The sequence below is a fragment of the Nostoc sp. DedQUE02 genome, from assembly GCF_034531035.1.
GTDB lineage: Bacteria > Cyanobacteriota > Cyanobacteriia > Cyanobacteriales > Nostocaceae > Nostoc.
Genome location: NZ_JAVRBY020000006.1, coordinates 40,108 through 62,283 on the forward strand (window position 1 = coordinate 40,108; position 22,176 = coordinate 62,283).

Genomic DNA, 22,176 nt, shown 5'->3' on the forward strand with positions numbered 1-22,176 from the left:
TAAACTAGTCCGTTTAGTTTAGCATGAATTGAACTGGACAGTTTAGTACAAGTTGCTACTGGTGGTAAGGGAAAATAGTATGGAGCAAAACAGGAATTCAGAGGGCTTAAGGTCTTCTCATAATCTTGTGCGATCGCCTATTCTACTTGCAATAATTGCATCTCTAGCAATAGGTGGAATCAGTGTTTATGCGGTGATGAAGTTCCAGGCTACAGCTAATGAGAAACAAAAAACACCAGTAGCAGTTCAGCCCGTGGTAAAAACGGTAACAGCATTAGGGCGGTTAGAACCAAAAGGAGAGGTAATAAAACTGTCAGCGCCTTCTTCAAATGGTGAAGGAAATCGAGTAGAGCAGCTATTGGTGAAAGAAGGCGATCCCGTCAAAGCTGGGCAGGTAGTTGCGATTATGGACAACCGCGATCGCTTGCAAGCTAGTTTGATTGAAGCACAAAAACAAGTTCAAGTTGCCAAAACCCGCCTTAACCAGGTAAAAGCTGGAGCCAAACAGGGAGAAATTGGAGCGCGCCAAGCTACGGTAAATCGCGTGCAAGTAGAACTACAAGGAAATATTAAAACTCAGCAAGCCACAATTAATCGTCTAGAAGCAGAACTCCTTGGGCAACAACGCAGCTTGCAAGCAACAGTGGCTCGCGTCGCAGCCGAGAAACGTAATGCTCAAGCTGACGTGCAGCGCTACGAAACTTTATACAAAGCAGGAGCAATTTCTAGCCAGGAAGTTGATAGCAGACGCTTAAATGCCGAAACTTCCACTCAAGCGTTAATTGAAAGCCAAGCCACTCAGACAAGAACTGTCGCAACCCTACAACAGCAACTTAACGAAGCCAAAGCCAACCAGGATCAAACCCTCGCCAGCTTGCAACAGCAGATTAAGGAAGCAAAAGCTAACCTGAATCAAACTGCTGAAGTCCGTCCCACAGATATAGCAAATGCACAAGCAGAAATAGACAGCGCTCAAGCCACGGCGGATAAAATTAGAGCAGAACTAGCACAGGCATACGTTGTGGCTCCTAAAGCCGGTCGAATATTGGAGATTAATACACGAGCCGGAGAAACTGTAGGCAATGAAGGCATTGTGGCTCTAGGTCAAACCGACCAGATGTATGCAGTAGTAGAAGTCTACCAAAGTGATATCAAGAGAGTGCGTCCGGGACAGGATGTGCGGGTAAGCAGTGATTCCCTCCGCCACGAACTAGAGGGAAGAGTCGATTGGATTGGTATGCAGGTAAAGCGGCAAAATCTGATCAACGCCGATCCCTCAAGCAATATTGATGCCAGAGTCGTGGAAGTCCACGTACAACTGAATAAACTATCTAGCCAAAATGCTTCTAGCTTCACTAATTTGCAAGTCAAGGCGGTAATTGTACTGTGATTGGATTTATCCAGCAACTGCGGCGGCGAACACCTTTAGGATGGCTGCAACTGAGTCATGAAAAAGGTCGTCTTTTGGTGGCATTGTCAGGTATTGCCTTTGCCGATGTTCTGATGTTCATGCAGCTAGGGTTTCAGAATGCCCTGTTTGAAAGTAACACAATGCTGCATCGGAGTATGCAGGCTGATATGTTTGTCATCAGCCCCCAAGCACGTAACTTAGCATATATGTCTAGCTTTACGCGGCGGCGATTGTATCAAGCAATGGATGTACCAGGTGTAAAGTCGGCAGAAGGAATGTATGTCAACATTGTTGATTGGAAAAATCCCCAAACACATCAAAAGACGACAATATTAGTTATGGGGTTCAATCCCGATCGCCAAATGTTGAACTTAGCAGATGTAAATCGCCAGATAGATGCTATTAAGCTACCAGATACCGTTCTGTTCGATCGCGCCTCTAGAGGAGATTACAATGATGCGATCGCGAAAATTGAACAAGGTAAAACTGTCACAACCGAAATAGAACGGCGGACAATTACCATTAACGGCTTATTTTCAGTCGGGGCTTCCTTCATAGCCGATGGTACTTTGATTACCAGCGACCAGAACTTTCTGCGACTATTTCCCAGACAAGAAGCCAGCAGTGTCAGTCTAGGTTTAATACAACTGCAACCAGGCTATGACCCAAAACAGATCAAAGCAGCTTTAGAATCTCATTTAGATAATGATGTTAAAGTTTTAACCAAAGCAGAATTTCTCGAATTTGAAATAAATTACTGGAAAACAAATACAGCGATCGGGTTTATCTTCAGCCTGGGTGTAGCAATGGGGTTTCTGGTGGGCGTGATTATCGTCTATCAAGTTCTTTCTACAGATGTGAATTCCCATATCAAAGAATACGCCACTTTCAAAGCAATGGGATATAACAATCTCTACTTATTAGGTGTGGTGTTTGAAGAGGCGATAATTTTGGCGATTTTGGGCTTTATTCCTGGAGCGATCGCACCTTTAGGACTTTATCATTTAACTCGTAATGCCACCAATTTGCCAGTTTACATGACCGTAGCACGGGCCTTGACGGTATTAACACTGACGATGATTATGTGTATAATTTCTGGTGCGATCGCTACTCGGAAATTACAGTCTGCTGACCCCGCAGATATGTTTTAAATTTGTCATTTGTCATTTGTCCTTTGTCCTTTGCAAATGACAAATGACAATCATCACGAGTAATCAAGCTATTTATGAGTAGTCAACCTGTAATCTCTGTTAAAAATCTCGACCATTTTTTTGGTCATGGTCAACTCCGCAAGCAAGTTCTTTTTGATATCAACCTGGATATTAACGCTGGCGAAATTATTATTATGACTGGGCCTTCTGGGTCTGGTAAAACTACACTTCTCACTTTAGTCGGCGGCTTGCGTTCTGCCCAATCTGGCAGTTTGCAGATATTAGAACAAGAACTGTGTGGCGCTAACAAAGCACAACTTACCCAAGCACGACGCAATAACGGTTATATTTTCCAAGCACATAACTTGCACGCTAGTCTGACAGCACTCCAAAACGTCAGAATGGGCTTGGAAGTGCATAATAATATTTCACCGGCAGAAATGAAAACCCGGTCAGCCCAAATGTTAGAGGAGGTAGGATTAGGAGAACGCTTGAATTATTATCCTGATGATTTATCTGGGGGACAAAAACAAAGAGTTGCGATCGCTCGTGCATTGGTTGGTCGTCCTAAAATAGTCTTAGCAGACGAACCCACCGCCGCCCTTGACAGTAAATCGGGACGAGATGTGGTCAACTTGATGCAAACACTAGCTAAGGAACAAGATTGTACTATTCTCTTGGTTACTCATGACAACCGCATTCTAGATATTGCCGATCGCATCGTTTATATGGAAGATGGCAAGTTAGTAAATGACAGTGCTGTTGTTGCAGCATCTTAAGCAGATTCTTTTTGAGCAATTCTTACAAATCAAATTTGTGAAGTAAAGAGATTTTGTAACTGCGAATCAGACTTTTTAGACATTAGGTTTTTGCTGCTCTTTCTAAGGATTGTATTCAAATTCGCCTTGCGATCGCACCCCTATCCAGTCTCCTCCGGGGGTTTCTCCGACTTCGTAGGTATAGTCAACATCCCAAAAACTGATACTGTAACAAGTGCGATGAGCTAAACACTGGTTCATAAACTGGTTGAGTTTATGGCTATTGTAGCCATCATCAGCATATTCAACTGTTCGCTTCTCCAAAAAAACCATAGTTGCTGCTTGTAATGCGAGTTGGATTGCTGTTGTTTTAGTTTTGGCTAATGCACCCACAATTTGATGTTGGTAAGTGTAGTTGTATCCGCCGTGGTAGTAGCCGTAGTTGGTAATTGGCGTGAGATTATTAAGCAGAATTTGAACTTCAGTTATCAGAGTTTGAGTTGGTTGGTTTGGCAATTCTTCAGAAACAATTTGTGTTTTGGGGTGATTGCGAGCGCGATCATCATAGCTTACTTGATCGGGGACAGTGGGGGCAAGGCAAAAATAGTGGCGATCGCTAGTTTCCCCAACCACAATCGACACAGAAAAATATGGATGATCCCATTCAAAGCTTCGATGTCTTACTTTGGGAATAGACAAGTTATAAACTTGAATGTTTTGCAGATTATTAGTTAAAAGCTGCTGAAGTTGTTGATAGTAGCTTTTACGTTCAGAAGCGATGCTTTCATTCCAAGTTTTATCCTTACGTTCAGAACGCAGAGGAGCGTATTCATAATCAGAAGTTTCCTGATTAGTAGGAGTTCCCCATTCTTCAATATTTTGCCAATGTTTAAAAGCAAGTTCTATGTCGGTTAGATGAACAAAACCTTCGGAAATCATTAAATTCCAGAGGTTAAATTCACCTTGGTTTGGAGTTTCCCAAACAAACGAATTTGAGCAGAGTATTTCTAGTGTACCAAGAAGTTGTTCTGTTTCGATTTTCATTTCTTATATTAATAAATCTAGGTATTGTAAACAAATTCACTTTTCAGATATAGTCCAACCCAATCTCCAGGCTGACTTTGACGTATTATGTATATATGTTCCTGAGTGAAAAAACTAAATCTATACATAATTACTTCAGAAAATGTCTGCTTAAAAAAGTTATTAATTTGCTCATACTTTGCAAACATTTGTTCAAGTTTATAACCTTCATAGTAGTCTCCTAAGTCGTTTTTATCAGGAAAAAAGCTATGAAATTGTTTTAGTTCTAAAAGTCCAGCCTTTTGGAAAGCCTGTTCATCTGCTAGTTCTTTAGATACAGCAACACCATAAACAATTTGATGCTCGTAGTTATAGTAATAACCACCACCCAAATCACCTTCTAGATAAATTATGCCTAGCTCTGAGGTAATTGCTTCAATTTGTGAAATTAAGTTTAGTGTGTTTTGTCCGTATAATTGGCTAGAGTTTGATTGAGATAAAGGAGAACGATAAATTAGTTCTTGCGGAATTTCTGTTTCTTTATAAACAGTTGGACAAATACAGATCCAAGTTCCATCTACTGTTCTACCAATTACTAAACCGGGTAAAATAACACCTCTGCTACAAGAATAAGCCATCCAGCTAAAAGATCCTAAATCTTGTAAAAAAGATTCTAAATCTTGTAAATTTGTGTGTATTATTTGCAATAAGTATTCAAATTGATTTTTCCTTATATTTTCCTCTTCAATACCTAAATAAAAGTTATAAAACGATTTAGCATATTCCATTTTTTGCCAACTTTTGATTCGCTTATCTACATCTGTAAGCTGTAGCCAACCATTAGCCAGACAGAGATTAATAACATTAAATTCTCCTTGCTCAGATACGTCCCAAACAAATGGAACAATAGTACCACCATCTTCATGACCTGGTAAATCAACAGTTAAGTAAGGCTCAACTATAATCACTGTATGCCATCTGCAACATCCTCAATTATTTACAAGTTATACCAATTCTCTAAAAGCTAGTACGGCTCTTAATTACGAATTACGAACTACGAATTACGAATTAGTACTAACTCTAGCGGCTGCGCGGACAATTCGGTTGCTATCTTCAGCAAGTTGCTGGCGTAAAACGCTTGGAGTTCCAGAATTATCAGCAACGGCGTAGCGTTCCAGCCAGTATGCAGACTGCGCTCCTTGTGTCAATACTTCACGGGGAGTTAGGGGATTAAGCAGTGTCACGAACCGCACAAAGGCATTTTCGGAACTTGCGTATTCTGCAAGTATGCTCACTAAATCATCTGTGCTGGGGTTGTAGAGGCGGCTGAGTCCGCGCAATGTGGGACTGGTTTGGCGGGTGGTGGGTTGCACAATCAAATCGCGGAGGCTTTCGCGGATGGGTGCAGGGGTGTTGGGATTTTGAGCAACTGCGCGGCGGACTTCGACTTTTTCATCGTTTGCCAGTTGTGTCAGTATTGTTTCAGGTAGGTTAGAATTGCTAGCCGCAGCAGTGCGTACACTGGAGTTTTCATCACCTGCGAGAACTTGTAAAACAGTAATTGGTGTATTGGGGTTAGTTGCTACTTTGATTCGCACCTCTACTTGTTCATCCTGCGCCAGTAATTCCAAAACGCTTACAGGTGAATTGATTGCAGCCGCAACAGCTTCACGCACGGATATTTCCGTATCTTCTGCTAAACGCAACCACAACGCCTCTGTCAAATTCGGATGGCGAACTAAACAAACACGCACTTCTACAGAAGGATCTTGGATCAGAATGCCCAGCAATTGCGGTGTTAAGCTGGGGTTGTACGCAAGCGATCGCACTATACTATCATCAGTTGTAGGTGGAAGAATCGAGTGGCGATCGGGTGTTGCACCGATAAATTCTCTTCTTGCTAAAATCTCCAATGCTTCTATAGGTGTGCGAGGATTACCAGCTATTGATTGCAGCACATCATTATGATTCCCCGGAAATGCACTTTTGAGCATATCCACTGTTTGATTTGGGGTATTTCCTGAATTTTGGGTACTCAGAACAATTTCAGCAAGTGCGCGAGGCGGTGTGTTGGGATTGCGAACAACTTCCAAACGAGTTGTAAAATCTGGGTGATTAGCTAGCACTTCTAAAGTTTCAGGAAATGTATTAGCATTACTGGCAACAGCACGAACTGTAGCTACATAAGAGTCTCTAGCTAACTGTCTTAAAACGGTGGCTGGTGTATTAGGGTGAGATGCGACTCGATAACGCACTGAACTATCGGTGTGACTTGCTAACTGTGACAAAGTTTCAGCAGGCATTTGTGAACCTTTGACAGGATGTTTAATAAAATCAGCAAGATTTTTGCTACTCATGTTTTTAACCGCCTGAGCAAGTACAATTCCTGGTGTATTGGGATTGCGTTGATTTACTAGATTTTCTTCTAAGCCTAAACGAGTGAGAATTGTGACAGGAGTATTAGGGTTAGCAGTCAGTTTCGCTTTTACTTCACGGCTAGTATCGTTGGCTAACCGCATCAAAATTTCAACAGATGAATCGGGATGTTCTGCAACTTTGGCTCGGACTTGCTCAAATTCATCTTGCGCCAATATTTCTAATAGTTGAACAGGTGTAGGTGTTTTATTATGAGATGATTTATGTAGAAGCCATAAACGCACGTTCAAGCTTTTATCTCGCGCCAGTTCTAGCAAACTTTGGAGTGCTAAATTGGCATTTTGTAAAACAACTTGACGGACAGTGTCATCTGGATCTTTTGCTAGTTGTTCCAAGACTTGAATCGGAGTTTTATTGCTACGTGCTGCGGTCAATTTAGCTTTTTGATCTCCTTTTTGCACAACCTGCGCTAAAGCATAAGGACTATCAGAACGACGTGCCATTAATTGGTGAGCATCGGTATTTTCTTGAGCTTCTTCTTTACCTAGTATCAATCGATAACGTTCTAGGATAGGTAAGTTAGGATTAGCAATAACTATGTCAAACATTGTGACATTACTATAAACTGTCTTCTCAACTTCTTCATGCAAAAAGCGAATTAATAAATCAGTAGGAGTATTTGGATTTTCTGCTAAATTTCTCCACAAAGACTCTTTGCGTTCATCTGCAATGCGTCTGAGAATATATTCAGGAGCAGCAGGATTTTTGGCGATCGCTTCTTTTTCACCTCGTTCAAGTAATTGTTCTAATACCGACAGAGGTGTGCGAGGATCTCTGGCAATTCTTTTGCCTACATGCTCGATAAGCTGTTGTAAATATTCCATCCGTTCGGCTTCTGGAATCTCTGCATTGTAAGCTAGCGCTAAAAGTACATCACAATCGCTACCTTGATAATGAAGGGGAATTGATGGCCTGATAAGTTGATTTTTTAACTGTTCTCGCAAAGTCACTGGAGTGTTAGGATTGCCAACAAGTGCTACTCCGACTGACCGCAGAGTATTTTTAACATAAATGTTAATACTTCCCAAAATACTTTTTAGGTTGCTGACAATTTGTTCTAGTATATTCTCAGCTACATTGGGAAGCATTTCAGCCCATTGAGGCATTAATTGCACCATTAATGGAGTCAGTTGGCGACTCGTGTCCCAAGATGTTGAATTATTTGCCATTATCTCGAGTAAATTATGACTTTCAATAATTTTCATCCAGCTTTCAACATCAACATTTATACCTGCTGGGTATAAAATCTCATGCTTGAAATGAGACATTTCATAGTCAACAGTAGATTTGAATGAGTGAGAATTTTCTGGATATTCTGATGCTAAAACTCGTCGAATTTCTCGTAATAGTTTTGTCTCATAAAACTCATTTTGCGCCATCATTTCTAAAATATGCACAGGTGTATGACGATTTTCCGCGAGCTGGACTTGAATCGTCTCGTCAGCATTAACAGCTAACTCTGCTAATAAACTTAATTTGAGTTCTTCAGGTGTTTGAGAATTCCAGGCAACGGCTAGTTGTACATACGGATTAGGATATTGTGTCAAATGTTGTAAAATTTCCACTGTAGCTTGAGGATGTTTAGCAATATATTTCAAAAATTCTGTCTCATCTTGAAGCCATTTTTGCACGGTCATGCCTTCTTCTAAAGTTTGGAAGATCAGTGAAAAATTAGTTTGGCTCTTCAATGCATCCAAATCAACATTCGCTAACTCAGCTAAAATCCAGGTTGGTGTATTTGGCTGATCCAGAAACAGATACCGCCATTTATAATTTTTCCAAAGCGGTTTTTCTGTCGCTACATCGTTAAAAAATCGCTCTAAAATACTAGTTGGTAAATTTTTCCTTCTTTCCAAAAGTTGCTGTTGAGTTGGAAATAATTGATGCAATATTTCTTCCGTTGCATTCCCATGTTCTGCCACAGCCGCTTGTATTGCTTTATCCTGATGCTCTGCCAGCACAGCCAACACATCTGCGGGTGTTTCTGGATTCTTCGCTACCGCTAACTGAATTTTGTACGCCGCATCTCCAGCCAACTGCATCAGCGTCTCTGCTGTCGCTGAGGGATTTTGCGCCACAGCCAACCGCACCCACGCCCAGCGACTCTGCCCCAGCGTCGTTAATTGTTCGCTATCAGTATTCCAGTCAGATGCAACGGCATACTGTCCTTCCACAAGTTCAATTAATGGTGGTGGACAACTGGGATTAAATTTCACCGCCAACCGCACTGGTAATTCTAAATCACCCGCCAACTGTTCCAACACTGCCAAGGGCGTTTCTGGCGACTCTGCTACCTGCAAGCGTGGTTCTAAAGTTGGTTCCTGTGAAAGTCGTTGTAATAATTGCAACCGATAATGCAAGGGCATTTGGGGATTTCGCAACCCTTGAATTAGTCGCTCGGCTGGAACCCATTCGCTGAGGAAGCAAGGAGGTACAGGCCCAATTTTGAGAAGTTCTACCGCTAATCGGTCGTTTTGCCCTAGCTGACGCTGTTGCAGGATTTCATCAACTGCTTGCTGCCAGCCGTCTGTTATTTCTCCTGCCAAATTTACGTGTAAGCTTGCTGCTTCTGCTACCTGTGCATCAGGGCTATTAACTAGAATCTCTAGGAGACTACGCGGTGTCTGATGGAAACTAGCAACGGCTAATTGCAATGCTACTGACTGTTGTAATAACTCCTCTGGTGCTGACAAAAATCTTTGCAAATCCGATCCACTAACTGGTTGAAGAGGTTGCATAGCTGTACAACTAGAGTTAATAGTACATTTATACTATAAAGGTATACGTCAAAACTATTGTGAAAGTTTTGTGTCCATATCTTTATAATTCCCAATAGCAAACAGAATTATATAATCATCAAAATTTGATATAAATTTCCACCGATCGCAATCACAGCAAATATTTTTTGTTATTTACTTAATTTGATTGTGATTGTTGGCGCTGTTACAACCCGGAATTTTAAAACCGTTTACTATACCTGAGTACTTTCATCAAACAAAAGTAGTTTGCTAAAAACATAAACCTCTAATTCGGTAGAGATATTCGTTGTTATCCTAACCAGCTAAATCACTTGATCTAAGTAAAAGCTCAACAATTTCCAAATTATTTTATTGACTTGGAAGTGATAAATCAAGAATAACTGACTAAAGAAGTAGCAATTAGCAAACAAGTACGGAGAAAAGCCTAATCTGTTCTTTTTTCTGCGCCACTAGTTAAGAGGTAATCTATGGTGCGAAACTCAAAGCTAGGGTACAGAACGTCCCCTAAGTCTATTCTGCGTCCATCCGTTGCTATAGGTATAACTATATCTTTATTGGTTGGCGGAATAAGTTTTTATATAGTAAAATGCGGGCAAAATTATGCCAATCAAGAGGCACAAGTACCAGCAACGCAATTGCCACAGTTAAAAACGGTAACAGCTTTAGGGCGACTCGAACCACAGGGAAAAGTAATTAAACTCTCTGCTGCGGTGTCTGCGGAAGGAAGTCGGGTAGAAAAGTTGTTGGTAAAGGAAGGGGATAGGGTAAAAGCAGGACAAGCGATCGCAATTTTGAACAGCCGCGATCGCCTCCAAGCAGCATTAAAAGAGGCGCAGGAACAGGTAAAAGTAGCCCAAGCAAACCTAAACCGCACCCAAGCAGGTGCTAAACGCGGTGAAATTGCCGCTCAAAAAGCTGCGATCGCTCGTCTAGAAGCCGAACGCCAAGGTGATATTAATGCCCAAGCCGCGACAATTGAGCGATTCCAAGCCGAAGTGCGTAACGCCCAAGCAGAAGACGAACGCTATCAGCAACTATATCAACAAGGCGCAATTTCCGCTTCCCAACGAGATAGCAAGCGTTTAAACTTGGAAACCGCCCAAAAAAGCTTGCAAGAAGCCCAAGCACAGTTAAATCGTACCCAATCAACTAGTCAGCAACAAGTTAAACAAGCCACAGCAACACTTGATGAAATCGCTGAAGTGCGGGGAGTGGATGTAGAAGCCACCCAAGCAGAAGTCAATCGTGCCGTAGCAGCCATGAATCTAGCAAAAGTCAATCTCGAACAGGCTGTAGTGCGATCGCCCCAAAATGGACAGGTATTTGAGATCCATACCCATCCTGGAGAATTAGTATCAAATGATGGCATTGCAGATATTGGACAAACCAGCCAGATGTATGTCATCGCCGAAGTCTACGAAAGCGATATCGGCAAAGTGCATTCAGGGCAGCAAGTGCGAATCTTTGGTGATAACCTCCCAATTGAATTGCAGGGAATCGTAGATCGCAAAGGCTTGCAAGTGCGACGGCAGAATGTCATTAACACAGATCCCGTCAGCAATATCGATAACAGAGTAGTAGAAGTCTACATCCGACTAGATGAAACTTCCAGCCAAAAAGCCGCCACCTTAACCAATATGCAAGTTAAGGCAGTAATTGAATTGTGAAATTTGTCATTAGTCATTAGTCATTTGTCATTTGTCAGTAGTTATTCTCCTCTGCTCCTCTGCTCCCCTGCCTCCCCTGCCCCTACTCCCCACTTCTTATCATGGGATTGCTCAAACAACTACGACGGCGAACCCCTCTAGGATGGCTGCAACTGAATCATGAAAAAAGCCGTCTTTTCGTAGCATTATCAGGCATTGCCTTTGCGGATCTTCTGATGTTTATGCAGTTAGGTTTTCAGACTGCCCTGTATGACAGTAACACCAGACTACATCGCAGTTTGCAAGCAGACATTGTTTTAATCAGCCCCCAAGCCCGTAACTTAGCAAGCTTGTCTACATTTTCTCGGCGGCGACTTTACCAAGCAATGGATATACCAGGGGTAAAGTCGGCCCAAGCAATGTATTTTAACAACACAATTTGGAAGAATCCCCAAACACACCGTGAAACAGGGGTGTTAGTTATCGGCTTTAACCCAGATAAACCAGCTTTTGATTTACCCGATGTTAACCAGCAACTACAAGCGATCAAAATGCCGGATACGGTGTTATTTGACCGTGGTGCAAGAGGAGATTATCAAAAAGCGATCGCTCAAATTGACCAAGGTAAAACCCTGACTACTGAAATAGAACGGCGCACAATTACTATTAGTGGTTTATTCCAAGTCGGGGCTTCCTTTGGCTTTGATGGCAATCTGATTACCAGCGATCAAAATTTTTTGCGGCTATTTTCTGGGCGACAGTCCAGCAGTGTCAGTCTAGGTTTGATTCTTCTGAAACCAGGCTATGACCCGAAAAAAGTAGCAGCAATGCTCAAAGCCTACCTCAGAGATGATGTCAGAGTATTAACCCACGCGGAATTTATTGAATTTGAGAATAACTTTTGGAGAACAAATTCCCCAATTGGGTTTATTTTCAGTCTAGGTGTATCAATGGGATTTGTGGTAGGCACGATCATCGTCTATCAAGTCCTCTCTAACGATGTTAATGCCCACGTTCGAGAATACGCCACCTTTAAAGCAATGGGATATCGCAATTACTACCTGCTAGGTGTGGTGCTTGAAGAATCGTTGATTTTAGCAGCATTGGGCTTCTTTCCTGGATTGGGAGTGTCCTTAGTGCTTTATCAACTGACTCGTAGTGCTACAAATTTGCCCATGTACATGACCGCGATTCGGGCATTACAGGTATTAGTACTGACCATCATTATGTGTACCATTTCTGGTGCGATCGCCACCCGCAAACTTCAAGCCACCGACCCTGCTGATATGTTTTAAATTTGTCATTCGTCATTTGCAAAGGACAAATGACAAATGACAAATGACGCTCGTCACGAGTAATCGATCTATTTATGACTAGTCAACCCGTCATCTCTATTAAAAATCTCGACCACCACTTTGGTCACGGTTCACTCCGCAAGCAAGTTTTATGTGATATCAACTTAGAGATTAATGCTGGTGAAATTATTATCATGACCGGGCCCTCTGGTTCTGGAAAGACTACCTTGTTGACCTTAGTGGGTGGATTGCGTTCTGCCCAGTCTGGTAGTTTGCAGGTGTTGGGACGAGAACTTTGTAGTGCTAGTGCTGAAGAACTAGTACAGGCGCGACGCCATAACGGTTATATTTTCCAAGCACATAATTTGCATGGTAGTTTAACGGCACTCCAAAACGTCAAAATGGCTTTAGAATTGCACAAACATCTTGGGTTAAAAAAAATGCGAGCTAGGTCAGCCCAAATGTTAGAGCAAGTAGGATTAGGAAATCATTTGCATTATTACCCTGATAAACTGTCTGGAGGACAAAAACAACGAGTAGCGATCGCTCGTGCTTTAGTCAGTCATCCTCAAATAATTCTCGCGGATGAACCCACCGCCGCCCTTGACAGTCAGTCAGGACGAGATGTAGTCAATCTCATGCAAAAACTAGCAAAAGAACAAGCCTGTACAATCTTGATGGTTACTCATGACAACCGCATCCTAGACATTGCCGATCGCATCGTTGATATGGAAGATGGCAAACTCAAGTCAAGAGTAATACTATCAGCCTAAACTTGATTAGCGTATTCCATCATTCAGAGTTGATTTATAAAGTAAATCTTAAGTGTGGCGTGACCAGACTTAATTTGTGGATTAAAACTATGGGTCTTTGGCTGCTAAAGGGCTATTACGACCAAATTATAAAATATTTAGACTAATATAGTTTAATTTATCCTTGCCGACTTACTTATCTAGTTTAAGTAATTTCCCCATACCCATTTCAACCGAAGAATGTGATATTGGTGTCCAGTTGAAAAAGTGTCCAATTGATTCTAAGATTTTATTCAAGTATTATTATGTAATGACTGTAACCACAAAGAGTTTCCTTTGCTGCTTAACAAGCGAAACATATTAACAAGCCATGAGAGCGTTTTTGCCATCAATCTAGTTAAATTTTATGCTCATTGCCAATGTTATACACCTTGGTTATTAGAGTTAAGACCAATTCATTAAAATTACAGATAAAATGATTCACCCTTGCAATCCATAAGTACCCGGAGAATTTCCTCATATTTATGGTTGTTAACAACATCGGCTTCAAATAGGAAACAGTAGCGATAATAAGCTAGTCTATTTTCCAACACAAGCAAGGGATTTTTTGTAATTCTTATGATTATTGAGAATAGCACTAGTAGTTCAAACAAAAAGTTGCTCGGTTTTGATGTCAAAAGTTTGACAGCCAATCGCCCTGCAATAAATGTGTTCAAGGCAATATTTGCTGTTCTCCCGATCGCCTTGGCATTGCCTGTAGATGCTTTGCAAGTAAAGGTGATTCCAACTAATCCTAAATTAGGGGACACACTCTCGGTGGAGATTAATCTAGGAAATCGAGAGAATGGTACAAATCCAACAGTAGCTAGTGGTAAAAATACATACCCAGCCTTTGAAATTGCACCCAATCAGTATCGGGCTTTTGTTCCCACAACTCCATTAGAAAAAGCTGGAACTAGAACACTTCGGATTGCAGGGGATGGTCAAGTGCAAAACTTGGCAGTGAATGTACTTAATCGCAAATTCCCAGTACAACGCATTACTTTGCCACCTGGCAAAGCCGGAGTGGATGCCACAGAGTATGAACTTAAGCGTGTGGCAGCTTTGAAGGCGCTACAAACACCAGAAAAGTATTGGAATGGAGTATTCCTGAAGCCAAATGGAGGGCGGATGAGTACAAACTATGGTGTACGTCGCTACTATAATGGTACATTTGCAAAGGACTACTATCATCGTGGTCTAGACTACGCTGGTGCTGCAGGCTCACCAGTGATTGCCCCGGCTGCTGGGCGAGTTGCTTTAGTAGGTAGGGTATCCCAAGGGTTTCGGATACACGGTAACGTAGTTGGCATTGACCACGGTCAAGGAGTAATCAGTATTTTCATGCACCTAAGTCGTATTAACGTTAAAGAAGGTGATTTTGTGAAAGCTGGTCAACTAATTGGTGCAGTAGGTTCAACGGGTGCTGCTACAGGGCCACATTTACACTGGGGTCTGTATGTCAACGGGCAATCTGTTGATCCAACACCTTGGCGAACTAAGATCGTTAACTAGTAAAGGCGCAATTGATCGCGTCTTTGCATAATTTGTGTACTTTTTGCTGAGAATTAGGCAAAATGAATTGGATTGATACCGTCGCTACCTTGCTTGGCTAACATAAATAATGATAAGCATTATGAGTATCGAAAAAATTGTAGAACAAGCTCTCCAGGATGGTTATTTGACACCAGCAATGGAAGCAGAAGTCGGTAGAATCTGTGACAACGCCTCGGAACTCTCGATTGAAGAGTATATGGCGCTGGATCGGCTGATGGGTGCGCTATTGACTGGTGAGGTAGTGGCGGTACCTCGCAAACAATTTATTAACGTTATGGAAGAATTAGTACTGACGGAGGCGATCGCACGAGTCGCAGAAATTGAAGCCACTAGCGAAAGTTCTCTAGATGTCGGAGATATTGCTGCTTACGCTCTCAATCGGTTGCCACCTCTGTATGCTACTACAGAAGAAGGTGCTAGCTTCCAGCGCCAAAATGCTCAAGCACAACTGCAAGACTTAATTTCTCAGCAAGTAAGTGAGGCGATTAACCGTTACTTAGATCGACCCAATTTCTTCCCAGAACGGCAGGCTTTGGGCAAAAACACTGGCAATGAAGTTGTACGCCAAGTTAGTGCTTTACTCCAGGCATACGCACCTAACTTTGAGCAAAAATTATAATTTTAAAAGTCATTGGTCATTTGTCTAAAACAAATGACCAATGACTTTTAATTAATTACGTACTACTACTGTTGTCCCTATACTTACTTGCTCATATAACAATCGGACATCAGAATTACGCATTCTTAAACAACCGTGGGATACAGCCGTTCCTACTAGGTCAATATCTGGCGTACCATGAAAGCCAATTTCATTCCGTCCATCTGACCAAAAACCAATCCATCTGTCTCCCAAGGGGCTATCTGTACCAGCTTCAAATACTTTTCCTGTAATTGGGTGACGCCAGACTGGATAGTGTCGCATGTGGATTACTTGGAAAGAACCCGTCGGTGTTTCCCAACCTTTCTTACCGACAGCAATGGGGTAGCTGGCTATCACCTCATCTCCTGCGTATACATAAGTGCGGCGATCGCTTAAATCAACCACTACTTGCGTCTTGGCATTCGCCAGCCGATTAGATGGTATTTGTTGAGCTGAAGCCTGAGACCATAAACCTTTTGGCCAACTATCCGCAACTGGATTTTGTCTTTCTACTGGTGCGACCAGTCGCGTCTGAGTTGGTAGGTCACTTGTAGCTACATTATTCTTAATAGTTTGGGGCAGAGTTTGAGGCTTAATAGTAGAAGGCTTGAGTGTAGAAGCTGTACGAGTAATTGGTTTTGCTACATTCTTCTTAATTATTTTTGACTTAGTTTGAGACTTAATCGCAGAGGACTTGAGGGTAGAAGCTCTTTGAGTATTTGCTTTCGCTATATTCTTCTTAATTATTTTTGACTTAGTTTTAGGCTTAATCGCAGATAATTTTGGTGTAAACACCTTCTGGGCAGTTGAGCCTTGGGTAACTTCATCAGGTGGCACAGATCCACCCAGCGCAATTTCCCCTAAACTCACACGGGAAAGATTCTTGTAGACTCCCTCTGTCCGGCTTCCCTTAAGATTGGTTCGAGTAGAATCTCGCCGCATCGCAGTAGATGCAGACTTCTCATACTGCCGTTCCGCCGTAGTAATACGCCAATGGACAGCTAAGGATAAAAATGCTGTGCCAAAACAAAGCAGCATTACCATACGCCCTACAGATTCGTTTCTTGCCATTGCCATCGCCTATTGTTTATCCCTGACATATCCAACCGACCTTTTGGATGACTTCATCATCCGATTATCAAAAATTTATCAATACTTATCATTTCTGCTATAAATCTGCCAACACCTCTGGGCAAACTAAGACTATGCAAATTATCCCAGCAGCAAAACTTCAAGTGAGCAACCTCATTCCTTAAAAGTTCTGAGGGTCGTAAGCCAATACTTAGACTTTCTGGTGAAACTCTTGAAATGTAGCAATCAATCATTAATGGTGTAGGTGGAAGAAAAACCATGTTTGAAAAACTATTGCTAGCAGTCACAATTACATTTTCCCTCAATTTCTTTTTGCAAGTTCGCGTACCAGAGCTACATAAGTCTAGTGCTGCCTATGCGCCACAATCAGAACAATCAGAAACTATTCTGGTAACAAAATCAAAAAATTAAATCACCATCTTAGCAACTACAGCAATCCAAGTTCCAGAAATTATTACCCGAATTTTAAAAATATCAAGAAGTTAGAATTACAAAATTTTATCTTCATTTTTATAGCCAAATTTAATTATTTTAATCAAGCGTATATACCCGGTTGCTAAAAACACTAAAATGTGCATAGTGTGCGCTTTTGTTGGTTGAGGGGTGCAAAGGCAACTATGAAAGCAGTATAAGGAAAAGTGACTCTTCTTATTGCTATAAATGTATCTAAAATTGTCTGCCTCCGTGTTCCAGTCATAAATCCGTCACCTGAGCATGGAACTTCTATCCCATTAGCAGGTCTAATAGATAGGGATGATTTAGAGCCAGTACGATCTATGAGTCAATCGATTACTGTATCCTGGTCAACGGTTGATGCAAAGTATCCAGAAGCATCAGTGCAAGTTGACAAACTCCCTAACCACGATTTAATTTTGCGCTGTCAATCGGGACTGCGACCAGATCGTGCTGCCTTTGCAGAACTATTACGTCGCTATCAAAGTCAAGTTGATCGAGTTCTATACCACCTGGCTCCAGATTGGGCTGACAGAGCCGACTTGGCTCAAGAAGTTTGGATTCGAGTCTATCGGAATATTAACCGATTACAAGAGCCTGCTAAATTTCGGGGCTGGTTAAGCCGCATTGCCACCAACTTGTTTTACGACGAGTTACGGAAACGCAAGCGGGTTATGAGTCCTTTGTCACTCGATGCTCCCCGCTCATTAGAGGACGGCGAGATGGATTGGGAAATCGCTGGCGATACCCCCGGGCCTGAAGAAGAACTGACAACTAGAGAATTTTACGAGCAATTGCGGGAAGCGATCGCGGATTTACCAGAAGTTTTTCGTACCACCATTGTCCTTAGAGAAATCGAAGGCATGGCTTATGAAGAAATTGCTGAAATCACTGGAGTTTCACTAGGAACTGTAAAGTCAAGAATAGCCAGAGCTAGATCGAGGTTGCAAGCCCACTTGCAGAATTATCTAGACTCTTAATTTACAGTATCTTGCCTCTGCCCAATAGCAGAATTAAGCATAGATTAAGAATTACCTTGAAAGACGTAGATAGCTTCTGCCTTTAGGATTAAAATTGGCTAATTTTCCCGAAATTCCCGCCCAGTTTACCCGTGAATGAATTGGTAATAATGTTAAGATGACTACTGATTCTCAGTTTTACGACCGTTCTCCTTTGCAACTTCCTCAAGATTTGTCAGATGGAATGGCCAAGCATACCAACGAATCAACGGGTCTTATGGATATGGTGAAGCGCGATCGCTTCGAGTTATTGAGTGCTTACCTCGATGGTGAAGTTACAGCCACCGAACGCAAGCAAGTAGAAGCATGGCTGGCAAATGATGCCTCAGTTCAATGCTTGTATGCCCGACTGTTAAAACTACGCCAAGGCTTGCGAACGCTCCCAGTGCCAGCAGCCCAACAGTCGCCAGAAGAAACAGTTCAGCAAGTATTGACACGTTTGCGCCGCCGCTCCCGTTTAAACTGGATAGCGGCAGGTGCAGCTGTTGCTGCTTGTGCGATCGGTGCAATATCTGGTTTAGTAGGTGGTGGTTCGATGGTGCCACAACTGGCACAAAGACCACAGAGAGAACCAATACAAACGTCCTCAGCGTCTATAGTTCCCCCTTCGCCGTTGATGGTGGGACTAAATAACCCGGTAATTGAAATTCCGAAAGCAGCAGTAGCCTCTCCAGAAAATTCAATTTATCAGGTTCAGCCGCAACAACACGACTCCAAACAGGACATAAACTAATCGCAAAGTTAAAATTTTACAGTTCATAACTGTACTTTGGGGTTAAACCACAGCCGCTCCACCAGCCGCTAGGTTGGAGTAAACCTCCTAATTGCTCAACTTGTTCTAGAGTCATTAAATAAACCCAAGCCCAACTATAAGAGAGCGACTGTGGCTCATAAACCTCGATAATTTGTCGATTATAGAGGTTTTCTGATGTTTGTCTATTGGGCTGGTAATCTTCCAGCACATCTAGCTCATTTAAAATCTTTGGATTGGAAAAAGAAAGTAAATATCCGTAAACTTGGCTATCCCCTAAGGTCATCGCTGGGTAGCCCATTGGCAGAGCAAATAACTTGCCTTGGACAAAAGCCCTTTTGACATCTATTATCTTGCCAGTACAGTATCTTTTATAGTTAGCTTCACCTGGTTTGAGCGTGCCATAGACAAAAACCCGCACCAAATCAGAAATTTTTATATTTGATTCAACCATTTAAACCTTCATCAAATAACTCTTGCTATACCTGAAAGGCTCGCAGTTTGGGCATAATCAGGCTGATGCTTAATTGTACTTATCGCTTATTTTGATATATAAATCTGTGAGTAGTTGACCTACAATATTAAATTAACCTGCTATGTTGACATAGTAAGTAGACCCAGTAGGAGAATTTTTGGTGGATTCCCGATACAACCCAGCAGCAATTGAGGAAAAATGGCAAAAAACATGGGTAGAACTTGGCTTAGATAAGACACCTACAGCTAGCAACAAGCCAAAGTTTTACGCTCTTTCCATGTTCCCTTATCCATCGGGCAGCCTACACATGGGTCACGTCCGTAATTATACGATTACCGATGTGATTGCCCGCCTCAAGCGAATGCAAGGGTATCGGGTAATACACCCAATGGGTTGGGATGCCTTTGGCTTGCCAGCAGAAAACGCCGCCATTGACCGTGGTGTACCGCCAGCCAAGTGGACTTATCAGAATATGGCTCAGATGCGGCAACAATTGCAGCGTCTTGGTTTATCCATTGATTGGGAATGCGAACTTGCTACCTGTTCACCAGATTATTACAAGTGGACACAATGGATTTTCTTGCAGTTTTTGCAAGCGGGGTTAGCTTATCAAAAAGAAGCAGCAGTAAACTGGGACCCTATCGATCAAACTGTACTGGCGAATGAGCAAGTTGATAACGAAGGACGTTCTTGGCGCAGTGGGGCAATAGTTGAGCGTAAATTATTGCGGCAGTGGTTTTTCAAAATTACTGACTACGCCGAAGAATTACTTAATGACTTGGATAAATTGACAGGTTGGCCGGAACGCGTCAAATTGATGCAGGCAAACTGGATTGGTAAATCCACAGGCGCTTACTTAGAATTTCCCATCATTGGGATAGATGAAAGAATCGGCGTGTATACCACACGCCCAGATACCGTTTATGGTGTCAGCTATCTAGTGTTAGCACCAGAACATCCTTTAACAAAGCGTGTCACCGCAAAAGAACAACAAGCAGCTGTAGAAGCCTTTATTAAAGAGGTTTCTAATCAAAGTGAGTTGGAACGTACCTCTGAAGATAAACCTAAACGGGGTATCCCCACAGGTGGTAAGGCAATTAACCCATTTACAGGGGAAGAAGTGCCGATTTGGATTGCTGACTATGTACTGTATGAGTATGGTACTGGGGCAGTGATGGGTGTACCAGCACACGATGTCCGGGATTTTAAGTTTGCCAAAAATTACGATTTGCCGATTGATTTTGTCATTGTTTCCCCAGATGATGTTGCAGGTTTTGACTTAACTCCAACATCAGAGGTTGATGAAGTCACACAACTCATCCAAATTGAATATAACCAGGCATACACGGAACCAGGAATTTTAATTAATTCTGGGGCTTTTACTGGTATGACTTCCACAGATGCTAAACAAGCAATAATTAAATACGCCGAACAACAAGGTTTTGGTAAGGTGCGGGTGCAATATCGCTTGCGGGATTGGTTAATTTCGCGGCAGCGTTACTGGGGCGCACCAATACCTGTAATCCACTGTCCAAATTGTGGAATAGTGCCAGTTCCTGACAAAGATTTACCAGTAGAGTTACCGGAAGAGGTGGAATTTACTGGACGTGGCGGTTCACCTTTGACTCAGCTGGAAAGTTGGGTAAATGTGCCTTGTCCAACTTGCGGCACTCCAGCGAAGCGGGAAACTGACACGATGGATACTTTTATTGATTCCTCATGGTATTTCTTGCGCTTCCCTGACGCGAAAAATGAACAACAGGTTTTTGATTCCAGTAAAATAAATGACTGGATGCCAGTTGATCAGTATGTGGGTGGGATTGAACACGCGATTTTACATTTGTTATATTCGCGGTTCTTTACTAAGGTGCTGCGGGACAGAGGCTTGTTAAACTTTGATGAACCCTTCCAACGCTTATTAACTCAAGGTATGGTACAGGGTTTAACTTACCTAAATCCCAACAAGGGCGGCAAAGATAAATGGATTCCTTCTAATTTGGTAAATTCAGCCGACCCCCGTGACCCCCAGACAGGCGAAGCACTACAACGTCTCTACGCCACTATGTCTAAATCAAAGGGCAATGGTGTAGCGCCAGAAGATGTAATTGCCAAATATGGTGTAGACACAGCGCGAATGTTCATCTTATTCAAAGCGCCGCCAGAAAAAGATTTGGAATGGGATGAAGCTGATGTGGAAGGACAATTCCGCTTTTTGAATCGGGTTTGGCGTTTGGTGACAGATTATATTGCGGCTGGGGTATCACGTAAAAAACCCCAATCTGATTTAACTAAGGCAGAAAAAGAATTGCGGCGGTCGATTCACACGGCGATTCAAGCGGTGACAGAAGACGTGGAAGACGAATATCAATTCAACACAGCTATTTCAGAATTGATGAAGTTAAGTAATGCCTTAACTGATGCCGACGGCAAAAATTCACCAATTTACGCAGAAGGTATTCGGACTTTAGTGGTATTATTAGCACCCTTTGCACCACACATTGCTGATGAGTTGTGGCATTTATTGGGTGAAAGTGATTCAGTTCATACTCAAACTTGGCCATCATTTGACCCGGCTGCTTTGGTAGCTGATGAAATCACTTTAGTGATTCAAGTTATGGGTAAAACTCGCGGTGCAATTCAAGTACCAGCACAAGCAGATAAAGCAGCGTTGGAGAAGTATGCCCGTGAATCAGAAATTGCCCAGCGTTACATCGAAGGTAAAGAGATTAAAAAGGTAATTGTCGTGCCTGGAAAGTTGGTGAATTTTGTAGTTGGCTAAGTACAGCTTCGCATAAAATTGTGGCAAATTGAGGGGTGAAATTTAAACGCAAAGTAGCGCAGAGGAAAGCGCAGAGGCACGCAGAAAACTCGCTATGAATCAATTAAGTGTTGTACTTAGCAATTGATAAAATTGTAAAT

Annotated in this window: 17 protein-coding genes; 12 read left to right on the plus strand and 5 right to left on the minus strand. The window is 42.2% G+C overall.

Translation table 11 applies throughout. From position 1 onward, the window contains the following. The first annotated feature begins 79 nt into the window (after positions 1 to 79). The 3 genes from RMX98_RS08100 (at position 80) to RMX98_RS08110 (ending at position 3,341) form a co-directional block, all read left to right on the plus strand. The gene (locus RMX98_RS08100; protein WP_322679868.1) at positions 80 to 1,390 is read left to right on the plus strand and encodes an HlyD family efflux transporter periplasmic adaptor subunit; all 1,311 of its coding nucleotides are present in this window, start codon (positions 80 to 82) and stop codon (positions 1,388 to 1,390) included. Beyond that, complete coding sequence (gene devC / locus RMX98_RS08105) at positions 1,387 to 2,562, plus strand: ABC transporter permease DevC (protein WP_322679869.1); 1,176 nt, start codon at positions 1,387 to 1,389, stop codon at positions 2,560 to 2,562. Before RMX98_RS08100 ends, devC (RMX98_RS08105) begins: the two co-directional genes overlap by 4 nt. A gap of 74 nt (positions 2,563 to 2,636) precedes the next feature. Next, entirely contained in the window at positions 2,637 to 3,341 is a 705-nt protein-coding gene (locus RMX98_RS08110; RefSeq protein ID WP_322679870.1) for a DevA family ABC transporter ATP-binding protein, read from the plus strand. Between the two features lie 102 nt (positions 3,342 to 3,443). On the opposite strand, the gene RMX98_RS08115 is transcribed toward RMX98_RS08110, so the two are convergent. The 3 genes from RMX98_RS08115 to RMX98_RS08125 form a co-directional block, all read right to left on the minus strand. Beyond that, positions 3,444 to 4,364, minus strand: coding sequence for a hypothetical protein (locus RMX98_RS08115; RefSeq protein ID WP_322679871.1), 921 nt, complete (start codon positions 4,362 to 4,364; stop codon positions 3,444 to 3,446). Positions 4,365 to 4,381: 17 nt separating this feature from the next. Beyond that, positions 4,382 to 5,311, minus strand: coding sequence for a nuclease A inhibitor family protein (locus RMX98_RS08120; RefSeq protein WP_322679872.1), 930 nt, complete (start codon positions 5,309 to 5,311; stop codon positions 4,382 to 4,384). Positions 5,312 to 5,404: 93 nt separating this feature from the next. Beyond that, positions 5,405 to 9,517, minus strand: a complete 4,113-nt coding sequence (locus RMX98_RS08125) for a hypothetical protein (RefSeq protein ID WP_322679873.1) — start codon at positions 9,515 to 9,517, stop codon at positions 5,405 to 5,407. A gap of 491 nt (positions 9,518 to 10,008) precedes the next feature. Between RMX98_RS08125 and RMX98_RS08130 the strand changes: the two genes are divergently transcribed. From RMX98_RS08130 to RMX98_RS08150, 5 genes are all read left to right on the plus strand, one after another. Next, entirely contained in the window at positions 10,009 to 11,205 is a 1,197-nt protein-coding gene (locus RMX98_RS08130) for an ABC exporter membrane fusion protein (RefSeq protein ID WP_322679918.1), read from the plus strand. Between the two features lie 101 nt (positions 11,206 to 11,306). Continuing rightward, on the plus strand, positions 11,307 to 12,479 hold the full coding sequence (gene devC, locus RMX98_RS08135) for an ABC transporter permease DevC (RefSeq protein WP_322679874.1): 1,173 nt from the start codon (positions 11,307 to 11,309) through the stop codon (positions 12,477 to 12,479). Positions 12,480 to 12,553: 74 nt separating this feature from the next. Next, positions 12,554 to 13,252: a DevA family ABC transporter ATP-binding protein gene (locus RMX98_RS08140; protein ID WP_322679875.1), complete on the plus strand. Its 699-nt coding sequence runs from the start codon at positions 12,554 to 12,556 to the stop codon at positions 13,250 to 13,252. A 597-nt stretch (positions 13,253 to 13,849) separates the two neighbouring features. Continuing rightward, positions 13,850 to 14,785 carry a M23 family metallopeptidase gene (locus tag RMX98_RS08145; RefSeq protein ID WP_322679876.1) on the plus strand — a complete coding sequence of 312 codons (936 nt, stop codon included), beginning with the start codon at positions 13,850 to 13,852 and terminating at the stop codon, positions 14,783 to 14,785. A 121-nt stretch (positions 14,786 to 14,906) separates the two neighbouring features. Beyond that, entirely contained in the window at positions 14,907 to 15,446 is a 540-nt protein-coding gene (locus RMX98_RS08150; RefSeq protein WP_251958289.1) for a late competence development ComFB family protein, read from the plus strand. Positions 15,447 to 15,497: 51 nt separating this feature from the next. On the opposite strand, the gene RMX98_RS08155 is transcribed toward RMX98_RS08150, so the two are convergent. Next, the gene (locus tag RMX98_RS08155) at positions 15,498 to 16,100 is read right to left on the minus strand and encodes a L,D-transpeptidase (RefSeq protein ID WP_409880888.1); all 603 of its coding nucleotides are present in this window, start codon (positions 16,098 to 16,100) and stop codon (positions 15,498 to 15,500) included. Positions 16,101 to 16,817: 717 nt separating this feature from the next. Between RMX98_RS08155 and RMX98_RS08160 the strand changes: the two genes are divergently transcribed. The 3 genes from RMX98_RS08160 to RMX98_RS08170 all read left to right on the plus strand — a co-directional run bounded on the left by RMX98_RS08160 (position 16,818) and on the right by RMX98_RS08170 (position 18,764). Further along, positions 16,818 to 16,970 carry a hypothetical protein gene (locus RMX98_RS08160; protein WP_322679877.1) on the plus strand — a complete coding sequence of 51 codons (153 nt, stop codon included), beginning with the start codon at positions 16,818 to 16,820 and terminating at the stop codon, positions 16,968 to 16,970. Positions 16,971 to 17,335: 365 nt separating this feature from the next. Beyond that, complete coding sequence (locus RMX98_RS08165) at positions 17,336 to 17,992, plus strand: sigma-70 family RNA polymerase sigma factor (RefSeq protein ID WP_322679878.1); 657 nt, start codon at positions 17,336 to 17,338, stop codon at positions 17,990 to 17,992. Positions 17,993 to 18,149: 157 nt separating this feature from the next. After that, on the plus strand, positions 18,150 to 18,764 hold the full coding sequence (locus tag RMX98_RS08170; protein WP_322679879.1) for a transcriptional regulator: 615 nt from the start codon (positions 18,150 to 18,152) through the stop codon (positions 18,762 to 18,764). Between the two features lie 16 nt (positions 18,765 to 18,780). On the opposite strand, the gene RMX98_RS08175 is transcribed toward RMX98_RS08170, so the two are convergent. After that, entirely contained in the window at positions 18,781 to 19,236 is a 456-nt protein-coding gene (locus RMX98_RS08175; RefSeq protein WP_322679880.1) for a gamma-glutamylcyclotransferase, read from the minus strand. Between the two features lie 181 nt (positions 19,237 to 19,417). On the opposite strand from RMX98_RS08175, the gene leuS reads away from it, so the two are divergent. Continuing rightward, positions 19,418 to 22,036, plus strand: a complete 2,619-nt coding sequence (leuS, locus tag RMX98_RS08180; RefSeq protein WP_322679920.1) for a leucine--tRNA ligase — start codon at positions 19,418 to 19,420, stop codon at positions 22,034 to 22,036. Positions 22,037 to 22,176: the final 140 nt, after the last annotated feature.

Coding starts and splice junctions, on each gene's coding strand:
- RMX98_RS08100 (WP_322679868.1), top strand. CDS start 80: ATGGAGCAAAACAGGAATTCAGAGGGCTTAAGGTCTTCTCATAATCTT.
- RMX98_RS08110 (WP_322679870.1), top strand. CDS start 2,637: ATGAGTAGTCAACCTGTAATCTCTGTTAAAAATCTCGACCATTTTTTT.
- RMX98_RS08115 (WP_322679871.1), bottom strand. CDS start 4,364: ATGAAAATCGAAACAGAACAACTTCTTGGTACACTAGAAATACTCTGC.
- RMX98_RS08125 (WP_322679873.1), bottom strand. CDS start 9,517: ATGCAACCTCTTCAACCAGTTAGTGGATCGGATTTGCAAAGATTTTTG.
- devC (WP_322679874.1), top strand. CDS start 11,307: ATGGGATTGCTCAAACAACTACGACGGCGAACCCCTCTAGGATGGCTG.
- RMX98_RS08140 (WP_322679875.1), top strand. CDS start 12,554: ATGACTAGTCAACCCGTCATCTCTATTAAAAATCTCGACCACCACTTT.
- RMX98_RS08145 (WP_322679876.1), top strand. CDS start 13,850: ATGATTATTGAGAATAGCACTAGTAGTTCAAACAAAAAGTTGCTCGGT.
- RMX98_RS08150 (WP_251958289.1), top strand. CDS start 14,907: ATGAGTATCGAAAAAATTGTAGAACAAGCTCTCCAGGATGGTTATTTG.
- RMX98_RS08160 (WP_322679877.1), top strand. CDS start 16,818: ATGTTTGAAAAACTATTGCTAGCAGTCACAATTACATTTTCCCTCAAT.
- RMX98_RS08165 (WP_322679878.1), top strand. CDS start 17,336: ATGAGTCAATCGATTACTGTATCCTGGTCAACGGTTGATGCAAAGTAT.
- RMX98_RS08170 (WP_322679879.1), top strand. CDS start 18,150: ATGACTACTGATTCTCAGTTTTACGACCGTTCTCCTTTGCAACTTCCT.
- RMX98_RS08175 (WP_322679880.1), bottom strand. CDS start 19,236: ATGGTTGAATCAAATATAAAAATTTCTGATTTGGTGCGGGTTTTTGTC.